The organism is Kitasatospora sp. MY 5-36 (assembly GCF_001182915.1).
GTDB lineage: Bacteria > Actinomycetota > Actinomycetes > Streptomycetales > Streptomycetaceae > Kitasatospora.
Genome location: NZ_LFVW01000085.1, coordinates 1 through 19228, shown reverse-complemented (window position 1 = coordinate 19228; position 19228 = coordinate 1). Strand labels below are relative to the sequence as shown.

The 19228-nt window shown below is 72.1% G+C and carries 23 protein-coding genes; 16 read left to right on the top strand and 7 right to left on the bottom strand.

Annotation, left to right across the window (positions count from 1 at the left end; all coding sequences use genetic code 11):
* Nucleotides 1–174 precede the first annotated feature (174 nt).
* The 6 genes from AE652_RS07060 to AE652_RS07035 all read left to right on the top strand — a co-directional run bounded on the left by AE652_RS07060 (nucleotide 175) and on the right by AE652_RS07035 (nucleotide 4844).
* Nucleotides 175–747 (top strand): toxin-antitoxin system HicB family antitoxin, encoded by a 573-nt coding sequence (locus tag AE652_RS07060; RefSeq protein WP_049650302.1) that lies wholly within the window; start codon nucleotides 175–177, stop codon nucleotides 745–747.
* A 108-nt stretch (nucleotides 748–855) separates the two neighbouring features.
* A complete protein-coding gene (locus AE652_RS07055) occupies nucleotides 856–1695 on the top strand; it encodes a DUF4097 family beta strand repeat-containing protein (RefSeq protein ID WP_049650301.1) in 840 nt (279 codons plus the stop codon).
* The gene (locus AE652_RS07050) at nucleotides 1695–2666 is read left to right on the top strand and encodes an ATP-binding cassette domain-containing protein (protein ID WP_049650300.1); all 972 of its coding nucleotides are present in this window, start codon (nucleotides 1695–1697) and stop codon (nucleotides 2664–2666) included. Before AE652_RS07055 ends, AE652_RS07050 begins: the two co-directional genes overlap by 1 nt.
* A complete protein-coding gene (locus AE652_RS07045) occupies nucleotides 2663–3466 on the top strand; it encodes an ABC transporter permease (RefSeq protein ID WP_049650299.1) in 804 nt (267 codons plus the stop codon). Before AE652_RS07050 ends, AE652_RS07045 begins: the two co-directional genes overlap by 4 nt.
* Nucleotides 3467–3606: 140 nt before the next feature.
* On the top strand, nucleotides 3607–4197 hold the full coding sequence (locus AE652_RS07040) for a hypothetical protein (RefSeq protein ID WP_049650298.1): 591 nt from the start codon (nucleotides 3607–3609) through the stop codon (nucleotides 4195–4197).
* 83 nt (nucleotides 4198–4280) lie between these two features.
* A complete protein-coding gene (locus tag AE652_RS07035; protein ID WP_049650297.1) occupies nucleotides 4281–4844 on the top strand; it encodes a hypothetical protein in 564 nt (187 codons plus the stop codon).
* Nucleotides 4845–4909: 65 nt separating this feature from the next.
* On the opposite strand, the gene AE652_RS47280 is transcribed toward AE652_RS07035, so the two are convergent.
* Nucleotides 4910–5308, bottom strand: a complete 399-nt coding sequence (locus tag AE652_RS47280; RefSeq protein ID WP_198959475.1) for a hypothetical protein — start codon at nucleotides 5306–5308, stop codon at nucleotides 4910–4912.
* Between the two features lie 441 nt (nucleotides 5309–5749).
* On the opposite strand from AE652_RS47280, the gene AE652_RS07025 reads away from it, so the two are divergent.
* Both AE652_RS07025 and AE652_RS07020 read left to right on the top strand, forming a co-directional pair.
* On the top strand, nucleotides 5750–6250 hold the full coding sequence (locus AE652_RS07025; protein ID WP_049650296.1) for an RICIN domain-containing protein: 501 nt from the start codon (nucleotides 5750–5752) through the stop codon (nucleotides 6248–6250).
* A 373-nt stretch (nucleotides 6251–6623) separates the two neighbouring features.
* A complete protein-coding gene (locus AE652_RS07020; protein ID WP_049650295.1) occupies nucleotides 6624–7133 on the top strand; it encodes a hypothetical protein in 510 nt (169 codons plus the stop codon).
* A gap of 1003 nt (nucleotides 7134–8136) precedes the next feature.
* On the opposite strand, the gene AE652_RS07015 is transcribed toward AE652_RS07020, so the two are convergent.
* The 3 genes from AE652_RS07015 to AE652_RS07005 form a co-directional block, all read right to left on the bottom strand.
* Nucleotides 8137–8901 carry a GNAT family N-acetyltransferase gene (locus tag AE652_RS07015; protein ID WP_049650294.1) on the bottom strand — a complete coding sequence of 255 codons (765 nt, stop codon included), beginning with the start codon at nucleotides 8899–8901 and terminating at the stop codon, nucleotides 8137–8139.
* A gap of 342 nt (nucleotides 8902–9243) precedes the next feature.
* Nucleotides 9244–9429: a DUF397 domain-containing protein gene (locus AE652_RS07010; RefSeq protein WP_049650293.1), complete on the bottom strand. Its 186-nt coding sequence runs from the start codon at nucleotides 9427–9429 to the stop codon at nucleotides 9244–9246.
* 3 nt (nucleotides 9430–9432) lie between these two features.
* A complete protein-coding gene (locus AE652_RS07005; protein ID WP_063780084.1) occupies nucleotides 9433–10284 on the bottom strand; it encodes a helix-turn-helix transcriptional regulator in 852 nt (283 codons plus the stop codon).
* A gap of 229 nt (nucleotides 10285–10513) precedes the next feature.
* On the opposite strand from AE652_RS07005, the gene AE652_RS43010 reads away from it, so the two are divergent.
* Genes AE652_RS43010 through AE652_RS06975 form a run of 6 tightly spaced genes read left to right on the top strand, consistent with a single transcriptional unit; the run spans nucleotide 10514 to nucleotide 14301 of the window.
* Complete coding sequence (locus tag AE652_RS43010) at nucleotides 10514–10882, top strand: ATP-binding protein (protein ID WP_053111992.1); 369 nt, start codon at nucleotides 10514–10516, stop codon at nucleotides 10880–10882.
* Complete coding sequence (locus AE652_RS06995) at nucleotides 10879–11142, top strand: hypothetical protein (RefSeq protein ID WP_049650291.1); 264 nt, start codon at nucleotides 10879–10881, stop codon at nucleotides 11140–11142. The genes AE652_RS43010 and AE652_RS06995 overlap by 4 nt, the downstream gene beginning before the upstream one ends.
* Before the next feature lie 43 nt (nucleotides 11143–11185).
* Nucleotides 11186–11572: a hypothetical protein gene (locus AE652_RS06990; RefSeq protein ID WP_049650290.1), complete on the top strand. Its 387-nt coding sequence runs from the start codon at nucleotides 11186–11188 to the stop codon at nucleotides 11570–11572.
* A 43-nt stretch (nucleotides 11573–11615) separates the two neighbouring features.
* Nucleotides 11616–12437: a class II aldolase/adducin family protein gene (locus tag AE652_RS06985; RefSeq protein ID WP_049650289.1), complete on the top strand. Its 822-nt coding sequence runs from the start codon at nucleotides 11616–11618 to the stop codon at nucleotides 12435–12437.
* Nucleotides 12438–12494: 57 nt separating this feature from the next.
* Entirely contained in the window at nucleotides 12495–13529 is a 1035-nt protein-coding gene (locus AE652_RS06980; protein ID WP_234348260.1) for a 2-dehydropantoate 2-reductase, read from the top strand.
* Between the two features lie 34 nt (nucleotides 13530–13563).
* Nucleotides 13564–14301 carry a hypothetical protein gene (locus AE652_RS06975; protein ID WP_049650288.1) on the top strand — a complete coding sequence of 246 codons (738 nt, stop codon included), beginning with the start codon at nucleotides 13564–13566 and terminating at the stop codon, nucleotides 14299–14301.
* A 50-nt stretch (nucleotides 14302–14351) separates the two neighbouring features.
* On the opposite strand, the gene AE652_RS06970 is transcribed toward AE652_RS06975, so the two are convergent.
* Both AE652_RS06970 and AE652_RS06965 read right to left on the bottom strand, forming a co-directional pair.
* Nucleotides 14352–14996, bottom strand: coding sequence for a hypothetical protein (locus AE652_RS06970; protein ID WP_049650287.1), 645 nt, complete (start codon nucleotides 14994–14996; stop codon nucleotides 14352–14354).
* A gap of 100 nt (nucleotides 14997–15096) precedes the next feature.
* Nucleotides 15097–15552: a MarR family winged helix-turn-helix transcriptional regulator gene (locus AE652_RS06965; RefSeq protein ID WP_049650286.1), complete on the bottom strand. Its 456-nt coding sequence runs from the start codon at nucleotides 15550–15552 to the stop codon at nucleotides 15097–15099.
* A 220-nt stretch (nucleotides 15553–15772) separates the two neighbouring features.
* Here AE652_RS06965 and AE652_RS06960 point away from each other — a divergent pair, with 220 nt between their 5' ends.
* Both AE652_RS06960 and AE652_RS06955 read left to right on the top strand, forming a co-directional pair.
* A complete protein-coding gene (locus AE652_RS06960; protein WP_049650306.1) occupies nucleotides 15773–17254 on the top strand; it encodes an MFS transporter in 1482 nt (493 codons plus the stop codon).
* A gap of 201 nt (nucleotides 17255–17455) precedes the next feature.
* Entirely contained in the window at nucleotides 17456–18118 is a 663-nt protein-coding gene (locus AE652_RS06955) for a hypothetical protein (protein ID WP_234348259.1), read from the top strand.
* A gap of 17 nt (nucleotides 18119–18135) precedes the next feature.
* Here the strand turns inward: AE652_RS06955 and AE652_RS06950 are convergent, their stop codons facing one another.
* Entirely contained in the window at nucleotides 18136–18972 is an 837-nt protein-coding gene (locus AE652_RS06950) for an NAD(P)H-binding protein (protein WP_049650284.1), read from the bottom strand.
* Nucleotides 18973–19228: the final 256 nt, after the last annotated feature.

The following is a 19228-nucleotide window of genomic DNA, read 5'->3' as shown; positions in this document are numbered from 1 at the left end:
CCCTCGGTCCGCGTTTCCCCTGGTGAACCGCCCCGTCGACCCCCTCGTTCCCGGGGGTCGGCGGGGCGGTTCCGTGTTCCGGTGCGGGTCGGCGCCACCGCCGTTCGGGTGATGGCGCCACAGTGGTGCCATAAATGCTCGACATGGCGCCACCGCTGTGCCATGCTTACGGCCATGGACCTCACGCCATATGTGGAAAACCTCCGGAACGAGCTCGCGGTGGCCGCCGCCACCGGCGGGGACGAAGCCCGCGCGCTGGCCGAGCGGCTGACGCTCCCGCTGGAGTCGGCCGTGCGGCTCACCCTGCTCAACGCGCTGTCGGCGGCCATGGGAGAAGTCACCCGCGACCTCGCCCCCGGCTCGGTGGACGTGCGCCTGCGCGGACTCGACCCGGAGTTCGTGGTGACGGCGCCGCCCGGATCGGATGCCTTCCACGGCGATATGGCACCACCGTCGGCGCCGGTGGCACCAGTCGTGCCGCCCGTGGTGCCACCGGTGGCGCCTCCGGTGTCGCCGGAGTCGGACGAGACGGGCACCGCCCGGATCAACCTCCGGCTGCCCGCCCACCTCAAGGCCCGGGCGGAGGAGGCCGCCGTCGAGGCCGGCCTCTCGCTCAACGCCTGGCTGGTCCGGGCCCTGGCCGGCGCCCTGGAGGGCGGTGAGCCGGCCCGCCGGCCGGTCGCCGACCCGGGCAGCCGGGTCCCGCGCAGCATCGGCGGCCAGGGCTTCACCGGCTGGGTCCACTGACAGCTTCGTAGCGCCCGCAGCACCTCCCGCACCACCTTCTGCACCTTCGACGTCACCCCCGCTCCGACCAGCGGGGACACCCACACGAGTCAAGAGGACGGGACAGCCATGCCTACGTACGAGACCGACGGACCGATCTCCGCCATCCTCGAGTTCGACATCGGCTCGGTCTGGATCAAGGCGAGCAAGCGCACCGACGCCGTGGTCGAGGTCCGGCCCGCCAACCCGGCCAAGGAGGCGGACGTCAAGGCCGCCGAGCAGACCCAGGTCGACTTCTCGGGTGGCCGGCTCGGCATCAAGGCCCCCAAGCAGCGCTCCGTCTTCAGCGGCAAGAAGGGCGCGGTCGAGATCCTGGTCGAGCTGCCGGTCGGCTCCGAGGTCCACAGCGAGTCCCCGATGGCCGAGTTCGTCACCGAGGGGGCGCTCGGCGCCTGCCGGCTGAAGACCTCGCTCGGCCGGATCCAGGTCGAGCACGCCGACAGCGCCCGGCTCGACAGCGGCTTCGGGGACATCCGGCTCGGCGGGACGGCCTGGGACGCCGAGGTCTCCGGAGCCGGCCGGATCGAGATCGGCTCCGTCGGCGGCCGGCTGACGGTCAAGAACAGCAGCGGCGACACCGAGATCGACGAGGTCCGCGGCGAGCTGCACGCCAACGCCTCCAACGGCCGGATCCACGTCGGCCAGGCTGAGGGGAACGTGACCGCCAAGTCGGCGCACGGCCACATCCGGGTCGGCCGGGTGGTCCGCGGCCAGGTCACCCTGCAGACCAGCGTGGGGGACGTGGAGGTCGGCATCGCGGAGGGCACGGCGGCCTGGCTCGACGTGCACAGCAAGGTCGGCGGCGTCCGCAACGACCTCGGCCCCACCAAGGGCCCGGGCGACGCGGTGGAGACGGTCGAGGTCCGCGGCCGCACCCAGGTCGGCAACGTCATCGTCCGGCGGGCGTGATGGCGGCGAACGCGGCGGCCCCGGCGGACGCGGCGGTCCGTTCGCTCCCGGCGGTCTCGGCGACGGGGCTCACCAAGTCCTACGGGGACAAGGCGGTCCTGCGGGGCATCGACCTGGAGATCCCGGCGGGCAGCGTGTTCGCCCTGCTCGGGCCCAACGGCGCCGGCAAGACCACCACCGTGCAGATCCTCTCCACCCTGATCCCCGCCGACGGCGGCTCGGCCCGGGTGGCCGGGCACGACGTGGAACGCGAGGCGGACGGGGTGCGGAAGGCGATCGGGGTGACGGGCCAGTTCTCCGCGGGGGACAACCTGCTCACCGCCGAGGAGAACCTGCTGCTGATGGCCGACCTCAACCACCTCCGCCGTCGGGAGGGGCGGAGGCGGGCCGAGGAGCTGCTGCGGCGCTTCGACCTCACCGAGGCGTCCCGCGAGGCCGTCGCCACCTTCTCCGGCGGCATGCGGCGCAAGCTCGACCTCGCGATGACCCTGGTCGGGGACCCGAGGGTGATCTTCCTGGACGAGCCGACCACCGGGCTGGACCCGCGCAGCCGGCGCACCATGTGGGAGATCATCCGGAGCCTGGTCGCCGACCACGGGGTGACGATCTTCCTCACCACCCAGTACCTGGAGGAGGCCGACCAACTCGCCGACCGGATAGCCGTCCTGGACGGCGGCCGGATCGTCGCCGAGGGCACGGCCGAGGAGCTGAAGCGGTACGCCCCCGGCGGGCGGATCCGGCTCCGGTTCACCGCCGCCGGCTCGCTGGCCGCCGCCGCCGTCCTGTTCCCGTACGCCACGGCCGACACCGAGGCACTGCGGCTGGAGATCCCGGGGGACAACTCCGTCCTCACGGTGAAGGCCGTGCTGGACGCCCTCGACAACGCGTCCGTGCAGGCCGAGTCACTGGTCGTGGAGACGGCCGACCTGGACGACGTGTTCCTCCAACTGACCGGGGAGGGCACGCGATGAGCACGGCCACGCACACGGCCACGCGTACAGCCACCAGTACCGCCGGCCACGCGCTCGGCGACTCGCTGACCATGCTGCGCCGCAACCTCAAGCACGCGCTGCGGTACCCGTCCCTGACCTTCGCGGTCGTGGTGACGCCGGTCATGATGCTGCTGCTCTTCAACTACGCCTACGGCAGCACGCTGGGCGCCGGCATCGGCGGCGGCCACTACATCGACTACGTCACGCCCGGCATCGTGCTGATGGCGGCCACGTCCGGGGCGCTGGTCACCGCGATCGGCATCTGCACCGACATGACCGAGGGCATCGTCAACCGCTTCCGCACGATGGCGATATCGCGCTCCGCCTTCCTGGCGGGGCACGTGGTCGGCAGCGTCATCCAGACCATGATCGGGCTGGTGCTGGTGGTCGGCACGGCCCTCGCGATGGGCTTCCGGCCCAACGCCGGACCGGTGGAGTGGCTGGCCGCGGCAGGGCTGCTGCTCTTCCTCACCATCGCCCTGACCTGGATATCGGCCGGCATCGGCCTGGTGGCCAAGACGGTCGAGAGCGCCAGCAACATGCCGATGCCGCTGCAGTTCCTGCCCTTCATCGGCAGCGCCATCGTGCCGACGGACTCCATGCCCACGGCGCTGCGCTGGTTCGCCGAGTACCAGCCCTTCACGCCCATGATCGAGACCCTGCGCGGGCTGCTGCTGGGCACCGGGATCGGCAGCAGCGCCTGGATCGCCCTCGCCTGGTGCACCGTGCTGACGCTGGTCGGCTACTTCTGGTCGCGGAGCGTCTTCTACCGGCGGTGACGGGGGTACGGCCGGCGGGGCGGGTGACCAGTACGCAGTGACCAGGTGCCGGGCGGCCCGGACAGCGGAGCACCCGCCGTCCGGGCCGCCCGGCACCCCCGTAGTAAAGTCCCGGCAAAGGGCAACTCCGGGGGGAGCAAATGACGGTGACGCGCCGCGGGCAGGTCGTCTGGTGGCTCCGTGGCGCGGCGCTGGCGGCCTTCCTGGTGTACCTGCCGGGCTACTTCTCCTCCCGCCAGGGCGGGCTGGTCGAGGTCGAACGCTGGCTGAACCACCCGGTGCTGCTGCTCGGCACGGCCGTCACCCTGGCCATGGCCTCGGCGGTGGCCCAGGTCGAGTTCCGCACCAGGTGGGCGCAGATCGGTTTCGCGGCCGTCCTGTCGCCGCTGCTCGTCATCGGGGCGGCGGTCGGCGGCCTGGCGTACGTCTTCGGCGGCGACGGCCGGCTGGTCGACCGCAAGCCCGACCCGAGCCGCTCCGACCACGTGCTGAGCGTCACCGACGTCGCCTTCTCGATCGATCCGGTCTACCGGGTGGAGCTGGTGGCCGGCAGCGGCTGGTCGGCCCGTCACTGGGGCCTCGGCACCTGGGAGGAGGACGACGGCTTCGTCAGGGCCGAGTGGTCCGGTCCGGGCCGGATCACGGTGACCTTGGAGAAGGAGATCGAGGTCTTCACCGTGGGCGAGGACGGGACGCCGGCCGGCCCGTCGTCCACGCCCCGGCCGCGGTAGCGGGCCTGTAGTAGGGTCCGCGCCAAAGTTCGGTCAAGAACCGCCGGGGGGCGAAGGTGACAGCGGTACGCCGCAGAAGGATCGTGTGGGGGCTCGGAGGGGCGGCGCTCCTGGCGCTGCTGGCCTACGCGGTGGGTCGGTACGAGTCCCGGTCGGGAGGGCTCGTGGTGGTCGAGCGCTGGCTCGACCACCCGGTCCTGCTGGTCGGGACGGCGGTCGTGCTGACCGCCGTCGCGTTGTACATCGGGATGGAGTTCCGGACCTGGGTGTCGCAGATCGGCTGCGCCGTCGCCATGGTGGCGCTGGTCTTCGGTGGGCCGCTGATCGCGTTCCTGGCGCTCGTGAGCGGCGAGGGGCGGACCGCGCGGACGGCCGCCCCGGGCCACCCGGACCGGGTGCTGACCATGACCAACGTGGCCTCGATCGACCCGGTCTACCGGGTGGAGCTGGTGGCCGGCAGCGGCTGGTCGGCCCGCCACTGGAGCATGGGGATCTGGGACACCCGGGGCGGCGACTTCGTGCGCGCCGACTGGTCCGGCCCGGACCGGATCACCATCACCGGCCGCAAGAAGCTCACGGTCTTCGACGTCCACCCGGACGGCAGCCTGAGCGCGCCCCGGGAGGAGCCCAAGCCCCCGGAGGGCTGAGGCCGGCCCGGCCCTCCCCCGAAGTCCGGGGGAGGGCCGGGGCGTTCGGGCTCAGCGGGGCGGTGTCACCACGTGTCGATGTGCATCGTGTTGGCCGCGTTGTGGATGGCGTTGTAGTGCGGGATCGACATGTCGGACCTCTTCTGGCTCGCCGGCAGGTTCTTGTCGGCGGCGCGGAACTCGTCGCGGGCCTCCGCCAGCAGGCTGACGCCGTGGGAGACCGGGACGTCCTTCGTGCCGTGCGCCGGGTGGGACTTGGCGGCGGTCTTGCTGCCGGCGTTGATCAGGGTGCCGCGGGCCTGGTTGTAGTCGGCCACCTTGATCGTCTTCGGGTTGCGGAGCTCTGCCTGCACCCCCGCGGTCGGCGGCGTCTGCTCGGCGGCCAGGGCGGCGGGAGCGGCGGCGGTGGTGAGCGCACCCGTCACGATGACGGTGGCGAGGGCGTTGCGGAGGGTCCTGTGCATGAGGGTGTCCTTCCGATAAGAAAGCATCAAGGATTTCGCGCCCGCCGTGATGATGAAACGGTCGGGATGCGAACGTCTCGGCCCTACCCCGGCCCCCGGTGGCGGAAAACCGGCTTCCGTTCCGGGAATTCGCAGAGGATGAGATCAGGCCTTTCTCTGATGATGCGCCAATATGATTGGTGCAATGGGGCGATGGGGAATCACCGGCCCTGCCCCGGTGCCGCGAGCGCGGCGTCCCGGCTCGGCCGAGGGACTGCGCCGGGGGGAGGGGGAGCCCGGGCGCGGCCCCGCGCTGCGGCAGACGGGGCAATGCGATTCGTACGCTGACTCCACCTGGGTTACTCGGCGTTGCGGGGGCCCGGTGCGAGTGGTTCCCTCGCGTTCGTGACCCGAAGTGCGGTCGCGCGATTCGAGGAATCACCCTCGCAGAAGGAGAGATCCTTGTTCAGCATCAAGAAGGCGGCCGTCGTCGCGGCCGCCGCCCTGGCCGTCGCCGGCTCGGTGGGCGCGGCGGAGCCCGTCAAGGCGGGCGGAGTGCGGGGCCCGGGCCAGGAAGTGCGCTTCTTCAACGAGGCCGTGAACGGCTTCCTGGACTCGGCCAAGCACGGGCCCGTCGCCATCACCTGGCAGGCCAACGGCACGGAGTGGCAGAACTGGGTCCTCCGCCCGACCTCCAACGGGTACCTGGTCGAGGCCAAGGCGAAGCCGGACAAGTGCCTCCAGGCGATCATGAAGCCCGGCTCGGAGGTCCCGCTCGTCCCGTGCAACGTCGACGTCCCGACCCAGCACTGGCAGCTCGACCGGACGGGCGACAAGTACGTCATCGCCGAGGCCACGGACGAGGACTACGTCATCGCGGCGCAGAGCAACGGCAGTCCCGTGGTGAAGGCGCTCCGCGACAACAGCCCGCGTCAGCTTTGGGACGTGGTGTCCCCGAACTGACCGACCGGTGGTCTGAGGGTTCCCGCCGGATCCGCCTCCCTCCGGCCGGGTCGTCGATGTGTTCCTGATGGCGGCCCGACCGGAGTGAACCGGATCGCGGCGGTGAAGGAGGGCCGGGCGATCTGCCACACTCTTGCCCACTCTCGCCGACGCGGACGGAGTGTGGATGGAAGAGCAGAGGAACGGTTCAGGGGCGGGCCCGGCGGCAGGCCGGCGTCGGCCCCGGAGGACGCGGGGGGCGCGGGGGGCGGAGAACTCCGCAGGCCAGGGCCCCGTCCAGCCGGTCATGTTGGAGGTCGAGAAGAACGCCGAAGGAGTCCGGGGCCGTGTTTCGGCACCGGATTCGCCCCGGGCGCACGGGACGGTCCGGATCGTGGCGTCCCTCGGTGCCGCGGTGGCCATCGTCCTGGGCGGGGGGTCGCTCGCGGTCAAGTACGCGACCAGTACGGGCAGCGCCGGTTCGACACCGTCCGCGCAGCACCCGGAGCCGCCGCCGGCCGCGGTGGCGGGGGAGCAGTGCGCTGCGGAGTCGCCCGGTGACGCCGCAGGGAGCACGATCAGGGTCTGCTTCCGGCGGGCCGGGAACACCGTCTACATGGTGGCCTACGCCAAGGCGGACCCGGCGACGGCCGCGGACGTGTACCTGTGGCTCAAGGACGGCAGCGGCACCGCGGCCGTGTACCCGGCGAACGGCCAGGCCGTGTCGTGGACCGGCGTCCCCCTGGAGTCCTCCGCCGAGGTGCGCAAGGAGACGCCCGTCAACCAGTCCCTGGTCCGCGGTACGACCTACAACGTGTCCCTCGCGGTGAAGCCGGCCGGCGGTCCGGCGCCGAACATCAGGAACCACGCCGTGGACGGCCGACAGATCCAGTTCACGTACTGAGGCTTCGGCAGGCGACTGGGCGCCGAGTGATCAAGTGCCGGAGGGAACGCGGAAGGGTCCGGCACCTGTGTGGTGCCGGACCCTTCTGTTGCACGGACTCTTCCTACTGAAAGTAGGACGTGCTCTGGTAGCACCGCTGACGCCTGACGAGGACTCATGTCCCTCGCGACATCAGGAATATTAGCAGCTCAACGCCGGTGCGCCGAATCGCGTCCCCGGCACCAGGGCCTTGCCGAACTCCAGTGGGGCGTGCGCATGTCGGAGGCCGTCGGCCCGAACCCGGTTGGCCGGGCGTCGGCCGGGTGCTGTCACCATCAGCTGACCGTACTCGTGTGCGTGGCCTGCGACCGTCCGACCACCGGGGAGCTGACCGGGCTCCCCGGGGTCCCGGAGCGGCCGATGGGCCAGGGCAGCAGCAAGGCCGACGGTTCCGGCAGGCCACGTCCACCGTGCCGCTCGGCTTCTTCGCCGTGGAGCCCGAGCCGTGGGGCGCCCCGCTCGTTCCCTCCAGGAAGTGCCTGGCGGTCTTCCCGAGCGGGCCCGCCGTCGTGGACCCGGACGGCTCCGGGTTCCTGGTGTCGCGGGGCCCCGCGACACGGTCGTCCTCCACCCCGGGGATGCGGCAGAACTCCAGCCGCATCCCCGGGGTGGAGGCACGCGGGGTGCTGCGGCACCACAGGTCGGAGCGGCATGAACCGGCTGTGCCCCCGCGGTGCGGAAGTGGCCACGCTGGTCAGCGATTGCAGTACCCCGTACGAGCTGCACCTGGATCCCGACCGGGTGCGCGCCGTCCGCCAGGGTTCGCCCCGCGAACGCGAAAGGGTCCGGCACCTGTGTGGTGCCGGACCCTTCTGTTGCACGGACTCTTCCTACTGAAAGTAGGACGTACTCTGGTAGTACCGCTGACGCCTGACGAAGAATCATGTTCCTCGCGACATCAGGAATATTAGCAGTTCAGTGCCGGTGTGCCGAATCGCGGTGCCGCGAGGCCGGGGGTTCGGGCTCAGGGGGCGACGGCGTACTCGGTGAACCGGCCGCAGGGCTGGAATCCGAGGCGGCGGTAGACGGGCTCACCGTCGGAGGAGGCCTGGAGGACGGCGGTGCGGTAGCCCGCGTCGTAGGCCGTGCGCAGGGTGGCCAGGGTGATGGCTCCGCCGTAACCGCGCCGGCGCTCGGAGGCGAGGGTGGCGATGTTGTAGATCCCGGCGACCCCGGCGAAGAGGAAGACCTCGGCCGAGCAGACCGGCCGCCCGGCCACGTACCCGACGAGGTAGCGGGCGGGGCAGTCGGGGGAGAGGGCGTACTCGGTCGCGTCGGCGTAGAAGCGGCGGACCGTGGCGGCCGGCGGGTCCCAGTTCGCGGCCACGATCGTCGCGTAGTCGGCGAGGTGTTCGGGAGTTGTCGCGAGGCGGATGTCCAGGCCGTCGGCGGACGGCTCCGGCGGGGCGGTGTGCAGGTCCAGGCACATCCCGGTCTCGGTCTCGGAGGCCGGGAGGCCGGCGTCGGAGAGGAGGGTGGGGAGATCAGGGGGAGTGGTGGCGGGGCCGACCCACCAGGAGAAGGGGCGGCCGGTCGCGGTGAGCGTCCGGACGGTCTCCGCGATCCGGGAGGGAGCGGTGTCGGCGGTGAAGCGTGCCGCCGCAACGATGTTGAAGGTGTCGTCGTCGAGCCCGCTGTCGGCGATGAGGAGGTCGGCGGTCTCGGTGACGGTCGCGTGCTCCAGGCGGCGGTGCAGGTGGCAGGCGTGCTCGGCGAGGTTCCGCTCCATGCTGATGGGCAGGTCGGGAGCGGTTGGTTGCGTCTGGTCCATGCCCGCCACGATGTCAGTCGGGGGAGAGGATGCCGAGTGATTAAGTGCCGGGGGAACGCGGAAGGGTCCGGCACCTGTGTGGTGCCGGACCCTTCCGACTGTGGAGCGCCAGGCCCGGGTTGCACGGACTCTTCCTACTGAAAGTAGGACGTGCTCTGGTAGCACCGCTGACGCCTGACGAGGGCTCATGTCCCTCGCGCTGAATGAAATATTAGCAGCTCAGTGCCCGTGCGCCGAATCGGGGCCGCCGGGGCACCGGCCGGAGGGTGGAGCGGGCCGGCCGGTGCGGCGGGGGAGGCGTCAGACGTCGAACTCGCCCGCGCGGATGGCAGAGACGAGGTCGCGCCATTCGTCGGGAGTGAGCTGGGCGATGGCGTCGGGCAGGAGGCTGCTGCGGACGTAGACGGCGTCGGGGGCTATGGACACCTCCGGGCAGGCGTTGGCGTCCGCGCAAGCCCTGGGCCGCTTCCAGTGAATGGGTTCCATGGGTTAGAGCTCTTTCTTGATGGTCCTGATGGCATCACGAGACTTGCTCTCGGACAGAGAGCGCATGGCCATCGTTTCGATGATGTGCCGGTAGTTCTCAAGCTGTTTCTGCTCGTGCAGGAACGCGGGACCGCCTACGGCGTCGAGCTGCACAGTGTCCAGGCGGGGCACTGGACCCTTCGCGTAGAAGACGCCTTGGCCTGCGCCGATGAATCCGTCGGAGTTGAAGCTGATGACCCGGAGTGTGACGTGCGGCAGCTCCGAGAACTCAAGCAGCTTGTCGAGTTGTTGCTTCGCGGCGTCCCGGCCACCGAACAGCATGCGCAGAGCCGCTTCGTGGACCAGAGCCGAGTACGGTGGCGCCCCTTCGCGCATCAGCACTTCCGAGCGCTTGAGTCGGTGCTCAAGTCGGGCTTCGAGGAGGCGCGGTGGCAAGGGTGGGTAGACCTCGCCGAAGATGGCCCTTGAGTACGCCTCCGTCTGCATGGCGCCAGGGCAATGCGAGACCTGGTAGGTGAGCATCCCCTGGGCGAAGTACTCCATCTCCGCAATGTTCAGGAAGCCGACTGGTACGGAGCCACGGAAGTCCTCCCACCAGCCTCTGTGACGTTCTTCGGCCATGACTGCGAGCGCCTCGACGAAGCCCGAGTCGCCTTCTTGGAAGTCGGAGGCGAGCATCCTCACGCGCTCGGCGCTGATCGGGTACTGCCCCTTCTCGATCTGTGTGATCTTCGGTCGGGCGAACCCAAACAGCGCGGCAGCCTCGGCAGTTGTGCGGCCGGCGCAGTCGCGCATCTTCCGCAGTTCGATGCCGACTCGTTCCTGCCGGGCGGAAGGGGTGGTTCGTGGTGGCATGCCCCAAGCATCCATCGTGATCCCGCGAAGGGTCCAGCAATCCATCGATCGAGTGAGGGTTGGGGTAAAAGTACCCCTACATGTACCCCCGATGCCCTACAGTCGGTGACGCACCGACCACCGATGCGGGCGTCAGTAACGCTGCCTCGCACCGCAGAGCACCCATGCCCGGACTGGCTCACGGTGACAGCTCGCTCGGTTCATCCTTCCATCCCCCCTGGGAGAAACTGTGCGCAACATCAACTCCCCCTCCCTCACCCTCTCCCGCGACGCCCTCCGCGACGGCATGGCCAGCGCCGGCTGGCCGCCCTCCCTCATCGCGGACGCCGAGCTCGCCATGGTCGAACTCATCGTCAACGCCTGGCGCCACGGCGAGACGACCTCCCCGGTCAACCTCATCGACCACCGCGTCGACACCCTCCGCGTCGCCGTCTCCGACCGCAGTCCACTCCCCCCGACCCTGGGCCCCCACGCCCTCCTCTCCGAGACCGGCCGGGGCCTCCAGCTCGTCGCCGGCCTCACCCACCGCTGGGGTGTCGACCCGCAGCATCTCGGCAAAACCGTCTGGTTTGAGCTGCGGCAGGACGGTGCCGCGTGAGCGCCCACCACCCGATCCACCCCGCCGACCCGGCCCTGCTCCACCTCACCTTGCGCCAGGTCACCGAACTCATCGTGGAACTCCGCACCGAGGGCCGTGAGTTCGGCCTCCTCTGGCCGTCCGCCATCCCCGGTGACATCAACCTCCACGGCCGCCGCCTGGTCGACATCGGCAATGTTCCGGCCAGCACTCTGATCAACCTCCTCGCGCTCATGCGCGAGTACAAGCGCAACCGCGACGTCCGCCACCGGCTGGAGTGACGACACCTTCCCGGGAACAGTCCCGCTCTGTGATCCTGTTCGCATGCTGCTCCCCGACGTCGCCTCGCAGACCGTCCTCATCGAAGTGGTCCGGATCGCGGATCCGAGGAGCGCCTACGGCTCGGACTCCGTCACCGGCGAGGTCCTCACCGTCTGGGATTCCGAGCACCTCCGGCAGGCCCTCGACCTGATGGGCGAGCTGCCGGAGGGCGAACTGCGCCGCTGTTTCGCGCCCGGGTACGGGATCCGGGCGCACGGCCCCGGCGGGCTCCTCTTCGAGGTCTCCTTCTGCTTCAGCTGCCACGGCGTCTGGCTCGCCGGCCCCGGGGTGCCGTCCGACCTCCACGGCATGCAGGCCTTCGACGCCGACAGCCCGCCCGCCCGCGAACTGCTCCACCGCTTCCGTACGTCCGCCGGAAATCCGGCGTGACACCTCACCTCTGACCGGACCGACCGCACCCCGAGGAGCCGCCATGCCCGTACCGCAGAAGCCCGCCGACCCGTACGCGGCGATCGGCGTCGTGGGCCCCGCCCCCGAAGGGGTCACCCTGCCGCTGCCGCCGGTGTTCGACTCGGTGGAGGAGGAGCGCCGGTACCGCAAGGAGCAACTCGCCGCTGGCTTCCGCCTGTTCGGGCGGTTCGGCTTCTCGGAGGGCGTCGCCGGGCACATCACCGTCCGCGACCCGGAGCACCCGGACCGGTTCTGGGTGAACCCGTTCGGCATGAGCTTCAGCCAGATCAAGGCCTCCGACCTGATCCTGGTCGACCACGAGGGCACCCTGCTGCACGGCACCCGCCCGGTGAACCGGGCCGCCTTCGCCATCCACTCCCAGGTGCACGCCGCCCGCCCCGACGCGGTCGCCGCCGCCCACTCGCACTCGCTCCACGGCAAGGCCTTCTCCAGCCTCGGCATCCCGCTCGCCCCGCTGACCCAGGACGCCTGCGCCTTCTTCGAGGACCACGGCCTGTACAGCGACTACCGGGGCGTCGTGACCGACACCGAGGAGGGCAAGAGGGTTGCCGCCGCGCTCGGCAGCCACAAGGCCGTCATCCTGCAGAACCACGGCCTGCTGACCGTCGGCCAGTCCGTGGCCGAGGCGGTCTGGTGGTTCGTCACCATGGAGCGCTCCTGCCAGGCGCAGCTGCTCGCGATGGCGGCCGGCACCCCCAAGCCGATCGACCGGGAGACCGCGCTGATCACCCGGGGCCAGGTCGGGACCCCGCTGGCCGGCTGGTTCCAGGCCCGCCCGCTGTGGGACCAGATCACCGTCTCCGACCCCGACCTCTTCGACTGACGGCCCCCGCCCTCCCCGTCCGCCGTCCCCGTCCGCCCTCCCCTCGGAGAAGCCCCCGTGCCCGCCACCCCCGCCCAACGCAGGCTCCGGATCGCCGTGTTCGGCGCCGGCTCCATCGGCTGCCACCTCGGCGGCATGCTCGCCGCGACCGCCGACGTCACCCTGATCGGGCGGCCGGCGGCGATGGCGGCGATCGACGCGGCCGGGCTGACCCTCACCGGCCCGGGCGGGGCCCGCCGCGAGGTACGGGGCCTGACCGCCGCCACCGACCCGGCGGCCGTGGCCGGCGCCGACCACGTCCTGGTCACCGTGAAGTCCGCCGACACCGCGACCGCCGCCCGCGAACTCGCCCCGCACCTCGGCCCGGACACGGTGGTGGTGAGCTTCCAGAACGGCCTGCGCAACACCCGGGCGCTCGCGGCCGCGCTGCCCGCCCACCGGGTGCTGGCCGGCATGGTCCCGTACAACGTGGTGCGGACCGGGCCCGCCGCCGTTCACCAGGGCAGCGGCGGGTCGCTGATGCTGGCGGCGGGGGAGGGGGCCGCCGCCCTCGCCGGGGCGGCCCGGGCGAGCGGGCTCCGGCTGGACCTGCGGCCGGACATGCCGGCCGTCCAGGCGGCCAAGCTGCTGCTGAACCTCAACAACGCCGTCAACGCGCTCTCCGGGCTTCCACTGCGCGAGCAGGTCGGGCAGCGGGCGTACCGGCGATGCGTGGCGCGCTGCCAGCGGGAGGCGCTGGCGGCGTTCCGGGCCGCCGGGGTCACCCCGGCGCGGCTCGGCCCGGTGCCGCCGGGGCTGATGCCCTGGGTGCTCGGCCTGCCCGACGCCCTGTTCCAGCGGCTGGCCGGGGCGAGCCTGCGGATCGACGCCACCGCCCGCTCCTCGATGTGGGAGGACCTCCAGCGCGGCCGCCCCACCGAGATCGACTCGCTCCAAGGCGAGATCGTCGCCCTCGCCGAACGCCACGGCCTCACCGCCCCCGCCAACGCCCGCCTGATCACCCTCGTCCGCCGGGCCGAGGCCGCCGCCCCCGCCGCCACCCCCGCCTGGACCGGCCCCGCCCTCCTCGCCCAACTCCCCCCGGCCCGCTGACGGGTGGCGCCCGTCGGCCTGGTTGGATCGCCGCATGACGGACTGGTCGAGTCTCCACCACGCCTACGGCTCCGCCGAGGACGTACCCGCCCTGCTGGACCGGATCGCGGCGGAGCCCAGCGCCGAACTCTGGAACGACCTGTGGTCGGCCCTGTGCCACCAGGGCAGCGTCTACCCGGCCAGCTTCGCGGCACTGCCCTGGCTGGCCGACCTGGCCGGGCGCGGGGACCGGGACCAGGCGGTCAACGCCGTGGTGCTGGCGGGCGCGATCACGGCCGGCGCCGACCAGCTGCACGAGGCGGGTGACGTCCGCGCGGAGCACGCGGCGGAGATCGCCGGACTGCTGGCAGCCGCGAACCGGTACCTGCGGACGGCCACGGACCGCGGGGAGTACGTCCACCTCCTGGAGGCCGTCCTGGGCTTCGAAGGCGTCGCGGGGTGGAGCGAGGACCTGGCCTGGGGGCTCGGGAGCGAGGAGTACGAGGTCTCCTGCCCGGGCTGCGGGGAGGGCCTGTTCATCGTCTTCGGCGAGCGCGGCCACTTCTCCACCGGCGAGGACTACGCGCTCGCCGACGGGGACATCGAGACCCGGCCCCTGCGGCCGACCGCCCCCGCGGACCTGGACGGCATCGGGCGGCGCCTCCATGACCTCGCGCTCGCCGACGGACAGCGCGAGGTCGCGCACGCGCTCACCCACGTGTTCGGCGGTGCGACCTGCCCCGACTGCGGGACCGACTTCCCGGTCGCCGACCGGATCCGGGCCGACGGCTGAGCCGACTGCCGAGCTGCGACCGCCGGGCGGCGCTTGCGGGCGGGCGCCGCTCAGTAGTCGAACCAGACCACCAGCCGGACGTTGTCGTCACCGTGCTGCGAGGCGAGGGCCTCCATGACCGTCCAGACCGGCTTCCACTCGCCGTCCTCGCGGACGGCGTCGCGGCGGTCCATCCGCTCGGAGCGGTAGACGACGTCGTCGACCACCCACTCGCTGCCCTCGGGCCAGGTCCGCACCTCGCCCGGCTCCGACCCCGGTCCCGGTGTCGGCACCGGTTCGGGAATGCCGAGGGTCTCGCCGAAGCGCCGGTTCCAGGCGCTCTTGCCGACGAGCGTGAGCCCGTCGGGGGTCCGCCGGTACTCGTGGAGCCGGCTGTCGGGTGCCTCCGCCGCCTCGGCCCAGTCCACGGCCCTCACCTCGGCCCAGGTGATCCAGGTGGTGCCGTAGAAGGTGGTCCCGTAGGTGTCCACCGCCGCCCGCACGGTCTGCGAGGCGTCCGGCGGCAGTCCGCGATCGGCGGCCAGCGGACGGAAGTTGGCGTGGTTGCGGACCCCGAAGAGGCAGCCGAACGCGTCGTAGTTCCTGGTGGTGTTGAGGAGGTCGAGGGCGACGGCGGCCTGCCAGGCCGGCTTCCCGTCCTCGTCGCGAAGGAACCACGCCCGGCACTCGATGAATCCGTTGATGTCCGTTCCCATGCCGGGCATTCTCCAGGCCGCCCCGCGCGAGAAGTCGGCCCCGCCGACTTCCCGTGCGCTCCCCTGCCGGGCCGACGTCCCGCGCGGCGCCCCCGTCGGCTCAGTCGCGCGGCCAGGGGCGGCCGTCGAGCCGCTCGATGCCGGTGTTGAAGCGGCGCAGGAAGCCGGCGAAGGAGGCGATGTCCTCCTCCGGCCAGTCCGTCATCACGAGGTTCAGTGCCCGTACGTGCGCCTCGCGTTCCGCGTCCAGCCGGCGGCGGCCCTCCTCGGTGAGGCGGAACTTGCGGGCGATGCCGCCGTCCGGGTCCGGGATGCGTTCGAGCAGTCCCGCGCTCTTCAGGGCCGCCGTCTGCCGGTTGAGGGTGGAGACGTCCAGGGCGAAGGCGTCGCTCAGCTGGCCGATGGACATCGGCCCTTCGGCGTCGACCCGGCTGAGCAGGATGTAGGCGCTGCGTTCGAGCTGGCTGCCCTCGGGGCGGGCGTTGACCTGGCTGAGGTCGCGGTGCCGGGCGAACACCAGGAACTCGAGGGCGACCTCGTGCGTGGGGCTGGTCATGTCGAAGTCCCTTCATCACCGCTTCGACCTGCGGGTTCTCCGTGGATCACCCTTCAGTATGCCAGAGGCATGCGCGGCACACATGATGTGCATCGCGCACATCCTGTGTAAGCTGACCGTCTTGTGTTTCATGCACATCGTGTGTTTTGTGCATGTTTCCGCTCTCGAACGCTCTTCGAACGTTCTTCGACTGCTCTTCGACCGCCCGAGGAGGCCCGTCATCAACGGCCCCGCCCCCACCCCCCGCACCGGTCCGATCGTGGCGGTGCTCGCCTTCACCGGCACCGTCGCCGCGATCATGCAGACCCTGGTCACCCCGCTGATCAGCCAGCTCCCGCAACTCCTGCACACCAGCGCGTCCAACGCCTCCTGGGTCATCACCGCGACCCTGCTCTCCGCCGCCGTCTTCGTCCCGATCAGCGGCCGCCTCGGCGACCTCCTCGGCAAGCGGACGATGCTCATCGCCTCCTGCGTCCCGCTGCTGCTCGGCTCGGTACTGTGCGCGGTGGCCGACTCCGTGGTGCCGATGATCGCCGGACGGGCCCTGCAGGGCATGGGCATGGGCCTGGTGCCGATCGGCATCAGCCTGCTGCGCGACGTGCTGCCGCCCGAGCGGCTCGGCTCGGCGATCGCCCTGGTCAGCGCCTCCATGGGGATCGGCGGCGGCCTCGGCCTGCCGATCGCGGCCGGCGTCGCCGACTACGCCAGCTGGCGCGTGCTGTTCTGGGGCACCGCCGTACTGGCCGTCGTCATCATCGGCCTGCTCTGGGTCATCATCCCGGCCCCGGCCGCTTCCGCTTCCTCGGACGGCCGCCCCGCCACCGGCGGGCGCTTCGACTACGTCGGCGCGATCGGCCTCAGCGTCGGCCTGGTCTGCCTGCTGCTGCCCGTCTCCAAGGGCGGCGACTGGGGCTGGGGCAGCACCCGGACCCTCGGCCTGTTCACCGCCTCCGCCGCGATCCTGCTGCTCTGGGCCCGCTGGGAGCTGCGCGTCACCGAGCCGCTGGTGGACCTGCGGGTCACCGCGCGCCCCCGGGTGCTGCTGACCAACGCCGCCTCCGTCCTGGTCGGCTTCGGCATGTACGCCCAGGCGCTGATCGTGCCGCAGCTGCTCCAGCTGCCGGAGGCCACCGGCTACGGGCTCGGGCAGTCGATGCTGGCGATGGGCCTGTGGATGGCGCCCGGCGGGCTGATGATGATGGTCGTCTCCCCGTTCGGCGGCAAGCTGTCGGCCGCGCGCGGACCGAAGTTCACCCTGGTCGCCGGGGCGCTGACGATCGCCGTCGGGTACGGGCTGGCGCTGCCCCTGATGGGCTCCACCTGGGGCGTGCTGATCGTGACGATCGTCTGCAACAGCGGCGTGGGCCTGGCCTACGGCGCGATGCCCGCGCTGATCATGAGCGCGGTGCCGCTGACCGCGACGGCCTCGGCGAACAGCTTCAACACCCTGATGCGCTCGCTGGGCACCTCGGTGTCCGCCGCCGTGATGGGCGTGGTGCTGTCGCAGATGACCGTCACCCTGGGCGGCCACACCCTGCCCTCGGAGGGCGGCTTCCGGGTCGGCCTGGTGATCGGCTGCGGCGTCGCGCTGATCGCGGCCGCCGTCGCCGCCGTCATCCCCGCGCCGCCCGCGTCCCGGCTGCGCTCCGTTCCGGTGCCGGCGGGGGCCGGCGCCGAGGAGGCTGACCAGGCCAAGGCCTGAGCTCCGCCGGTCCTCGAAGCCCCGCCCCGGGCGCGCCGTGCTCGCGCGCCCGGGGCGGTTCGTTTTCCCGGTCCGCCGTTCCGCCGGGGCCCGGGCCACTCGGACGGGTCAGGAGCTGTCGCTGTGGAGCGGGATGTTGCCAAGCATGGGGACGTACGGGCCCCTCGGCCGCCGAACACCGACCAGGAGAGGGATCCCTCGGTGCGTGAACTCCACAGTCCCCCCAGCCACCGCCGACCGGGCCGGAGGTGGACGCCGCAGCGGACGGTCGCGCTGATCGTGGCGGCCTCCGGCGTCGCCGTGCTCGCGGCCTGCAGCAGCAGCTCCTCGGGCACGGCGGCCGGCTCGGCGACGGCCACCCCGCCCAACGCGGGCGCCTTCTCCGGCGAGCCGCCCTCCGCCGTCGCCTCCGCCGCCGAGTCGCTGCTGGCCTCGGCGTCCGCGGCCATCGCCTCGGCCTCGGAGGCCTCCGCGGCGTCCGTCGCCTCCAAGGCCGCGGCGGCCTCCGCCTTCGAGGCCTCCGTCTCGGCGCAGCAGGTGACGACCAGGGAGAAGGCCGCCTCGGTGCTCAGCGGGGAGCCGGACGGCGGCAACGCGGTGAACGACGTCGCGATCACCGGCATCAACCGGCAGAACACCGGCGGCCTGCACGCCGTGGTCGTCACGATCCGCAACCGGGGGCTCGAAGCGGCCTCCTACGCCGTCCAGGTCGACTTCACCGACACCAGCGGCAAGACCGTGGACAGCGCCGTCGTCGGCGCCGAGAACGTCCCGGCGAACGGCACGGCCGAGCCCGTCGCCTTCAGCAGGCAGCCGGCCGACCGGACGCTGCTGCCGGTGGTGGTCAAGGCCGTCCGGTACTGACCCCCGCCCGGGCCGATCTAGCGGAAGTCTGCCGCGTGGTCCCGCACCCAGCTGCGGACATCGCGCGGCGGACGCCCGAGCACCTCCTCCACGGTGCCGGTCACCCGCTCCGGCTCCCGGGTGAACGACTCCCAGGCGCGCAGCCGGGCCGCCACGAACGCGGCGTTCCCCCAGGCCGCCGTCAGCTCCTCGCGGGCCGTCTCCGGCGGCAGCTCCTCCCACCGCACCGCGACGCCCAGCTCCTCGCCGATGATCCCGGCCGGCTCGGCGTGCGAGAGCGACTCCGGGCCGGTGACCACGTACGCGGCGCCGCCGTGCCCGTCCTCGGTGAGCGCCCGCACCGCGACGTCCGCGATGTCCCGCTCGTGCACCAGTGATCGCCGCGCCCGCCCGTACGGCCGGCGGACCACGCCCTCCCGCACCTGGTCGGCCCAGGCCGGCAGGTTGCCCGCGAAGTCGATCGCCCGGACGAAGGTCCACTCCAGGCCCGAGCGCCGGATCAGCCGCTCGATCTCCTGGTGGAAGACGACGGCCGGCTCGTCGTCGGCGAGGTCCGCCACGTCCGTCGACAGGTAGACGACCCGCCGGGCGTGCCGGGCGATCAGCTCCACCACCCGGGGCCGCACGGGCAGCCCGGGCCACATCAGGTAGACCGCCTCCACCCCGCCGGCCAGCGCCGGCTCCAGGCTCTCGGGCCGGGTCAGGTCGCCCTGGACGGCCTCGACGCCCGCCGGGAGCCAGGACGTCGCCTCGTCGCGCACCAACGCCCGCACCTCGTGGCCGCCTTCGACCAGCGAGGCCACAACGTGCCTGCCCACACTGCCGGTTGCGCCGATCACCAGAACCTTGGTCATGCCCGCCCCCGACACCGGTGCGCCCGGGGCTATGCCCGGGCGGCTACCAGCCCGACTCCACCAGCCCGACTCCACCGGCCCGGTTCGCGGGCGCGTCCCGGGTTACGTCACGCCGCCGGGGGGTTACGTGACGCCGTCCGCGCGTTCCCGCTGCCGGGTGCGGTAGGCGCGGGAGCGGCAGCGGGGCGAGCAGTAGCGGGGCGGGCGGCCGCCGGGGCGCGGGCCGGCGGGGGAGGGGGCGGTGGCCGTCAGCGGG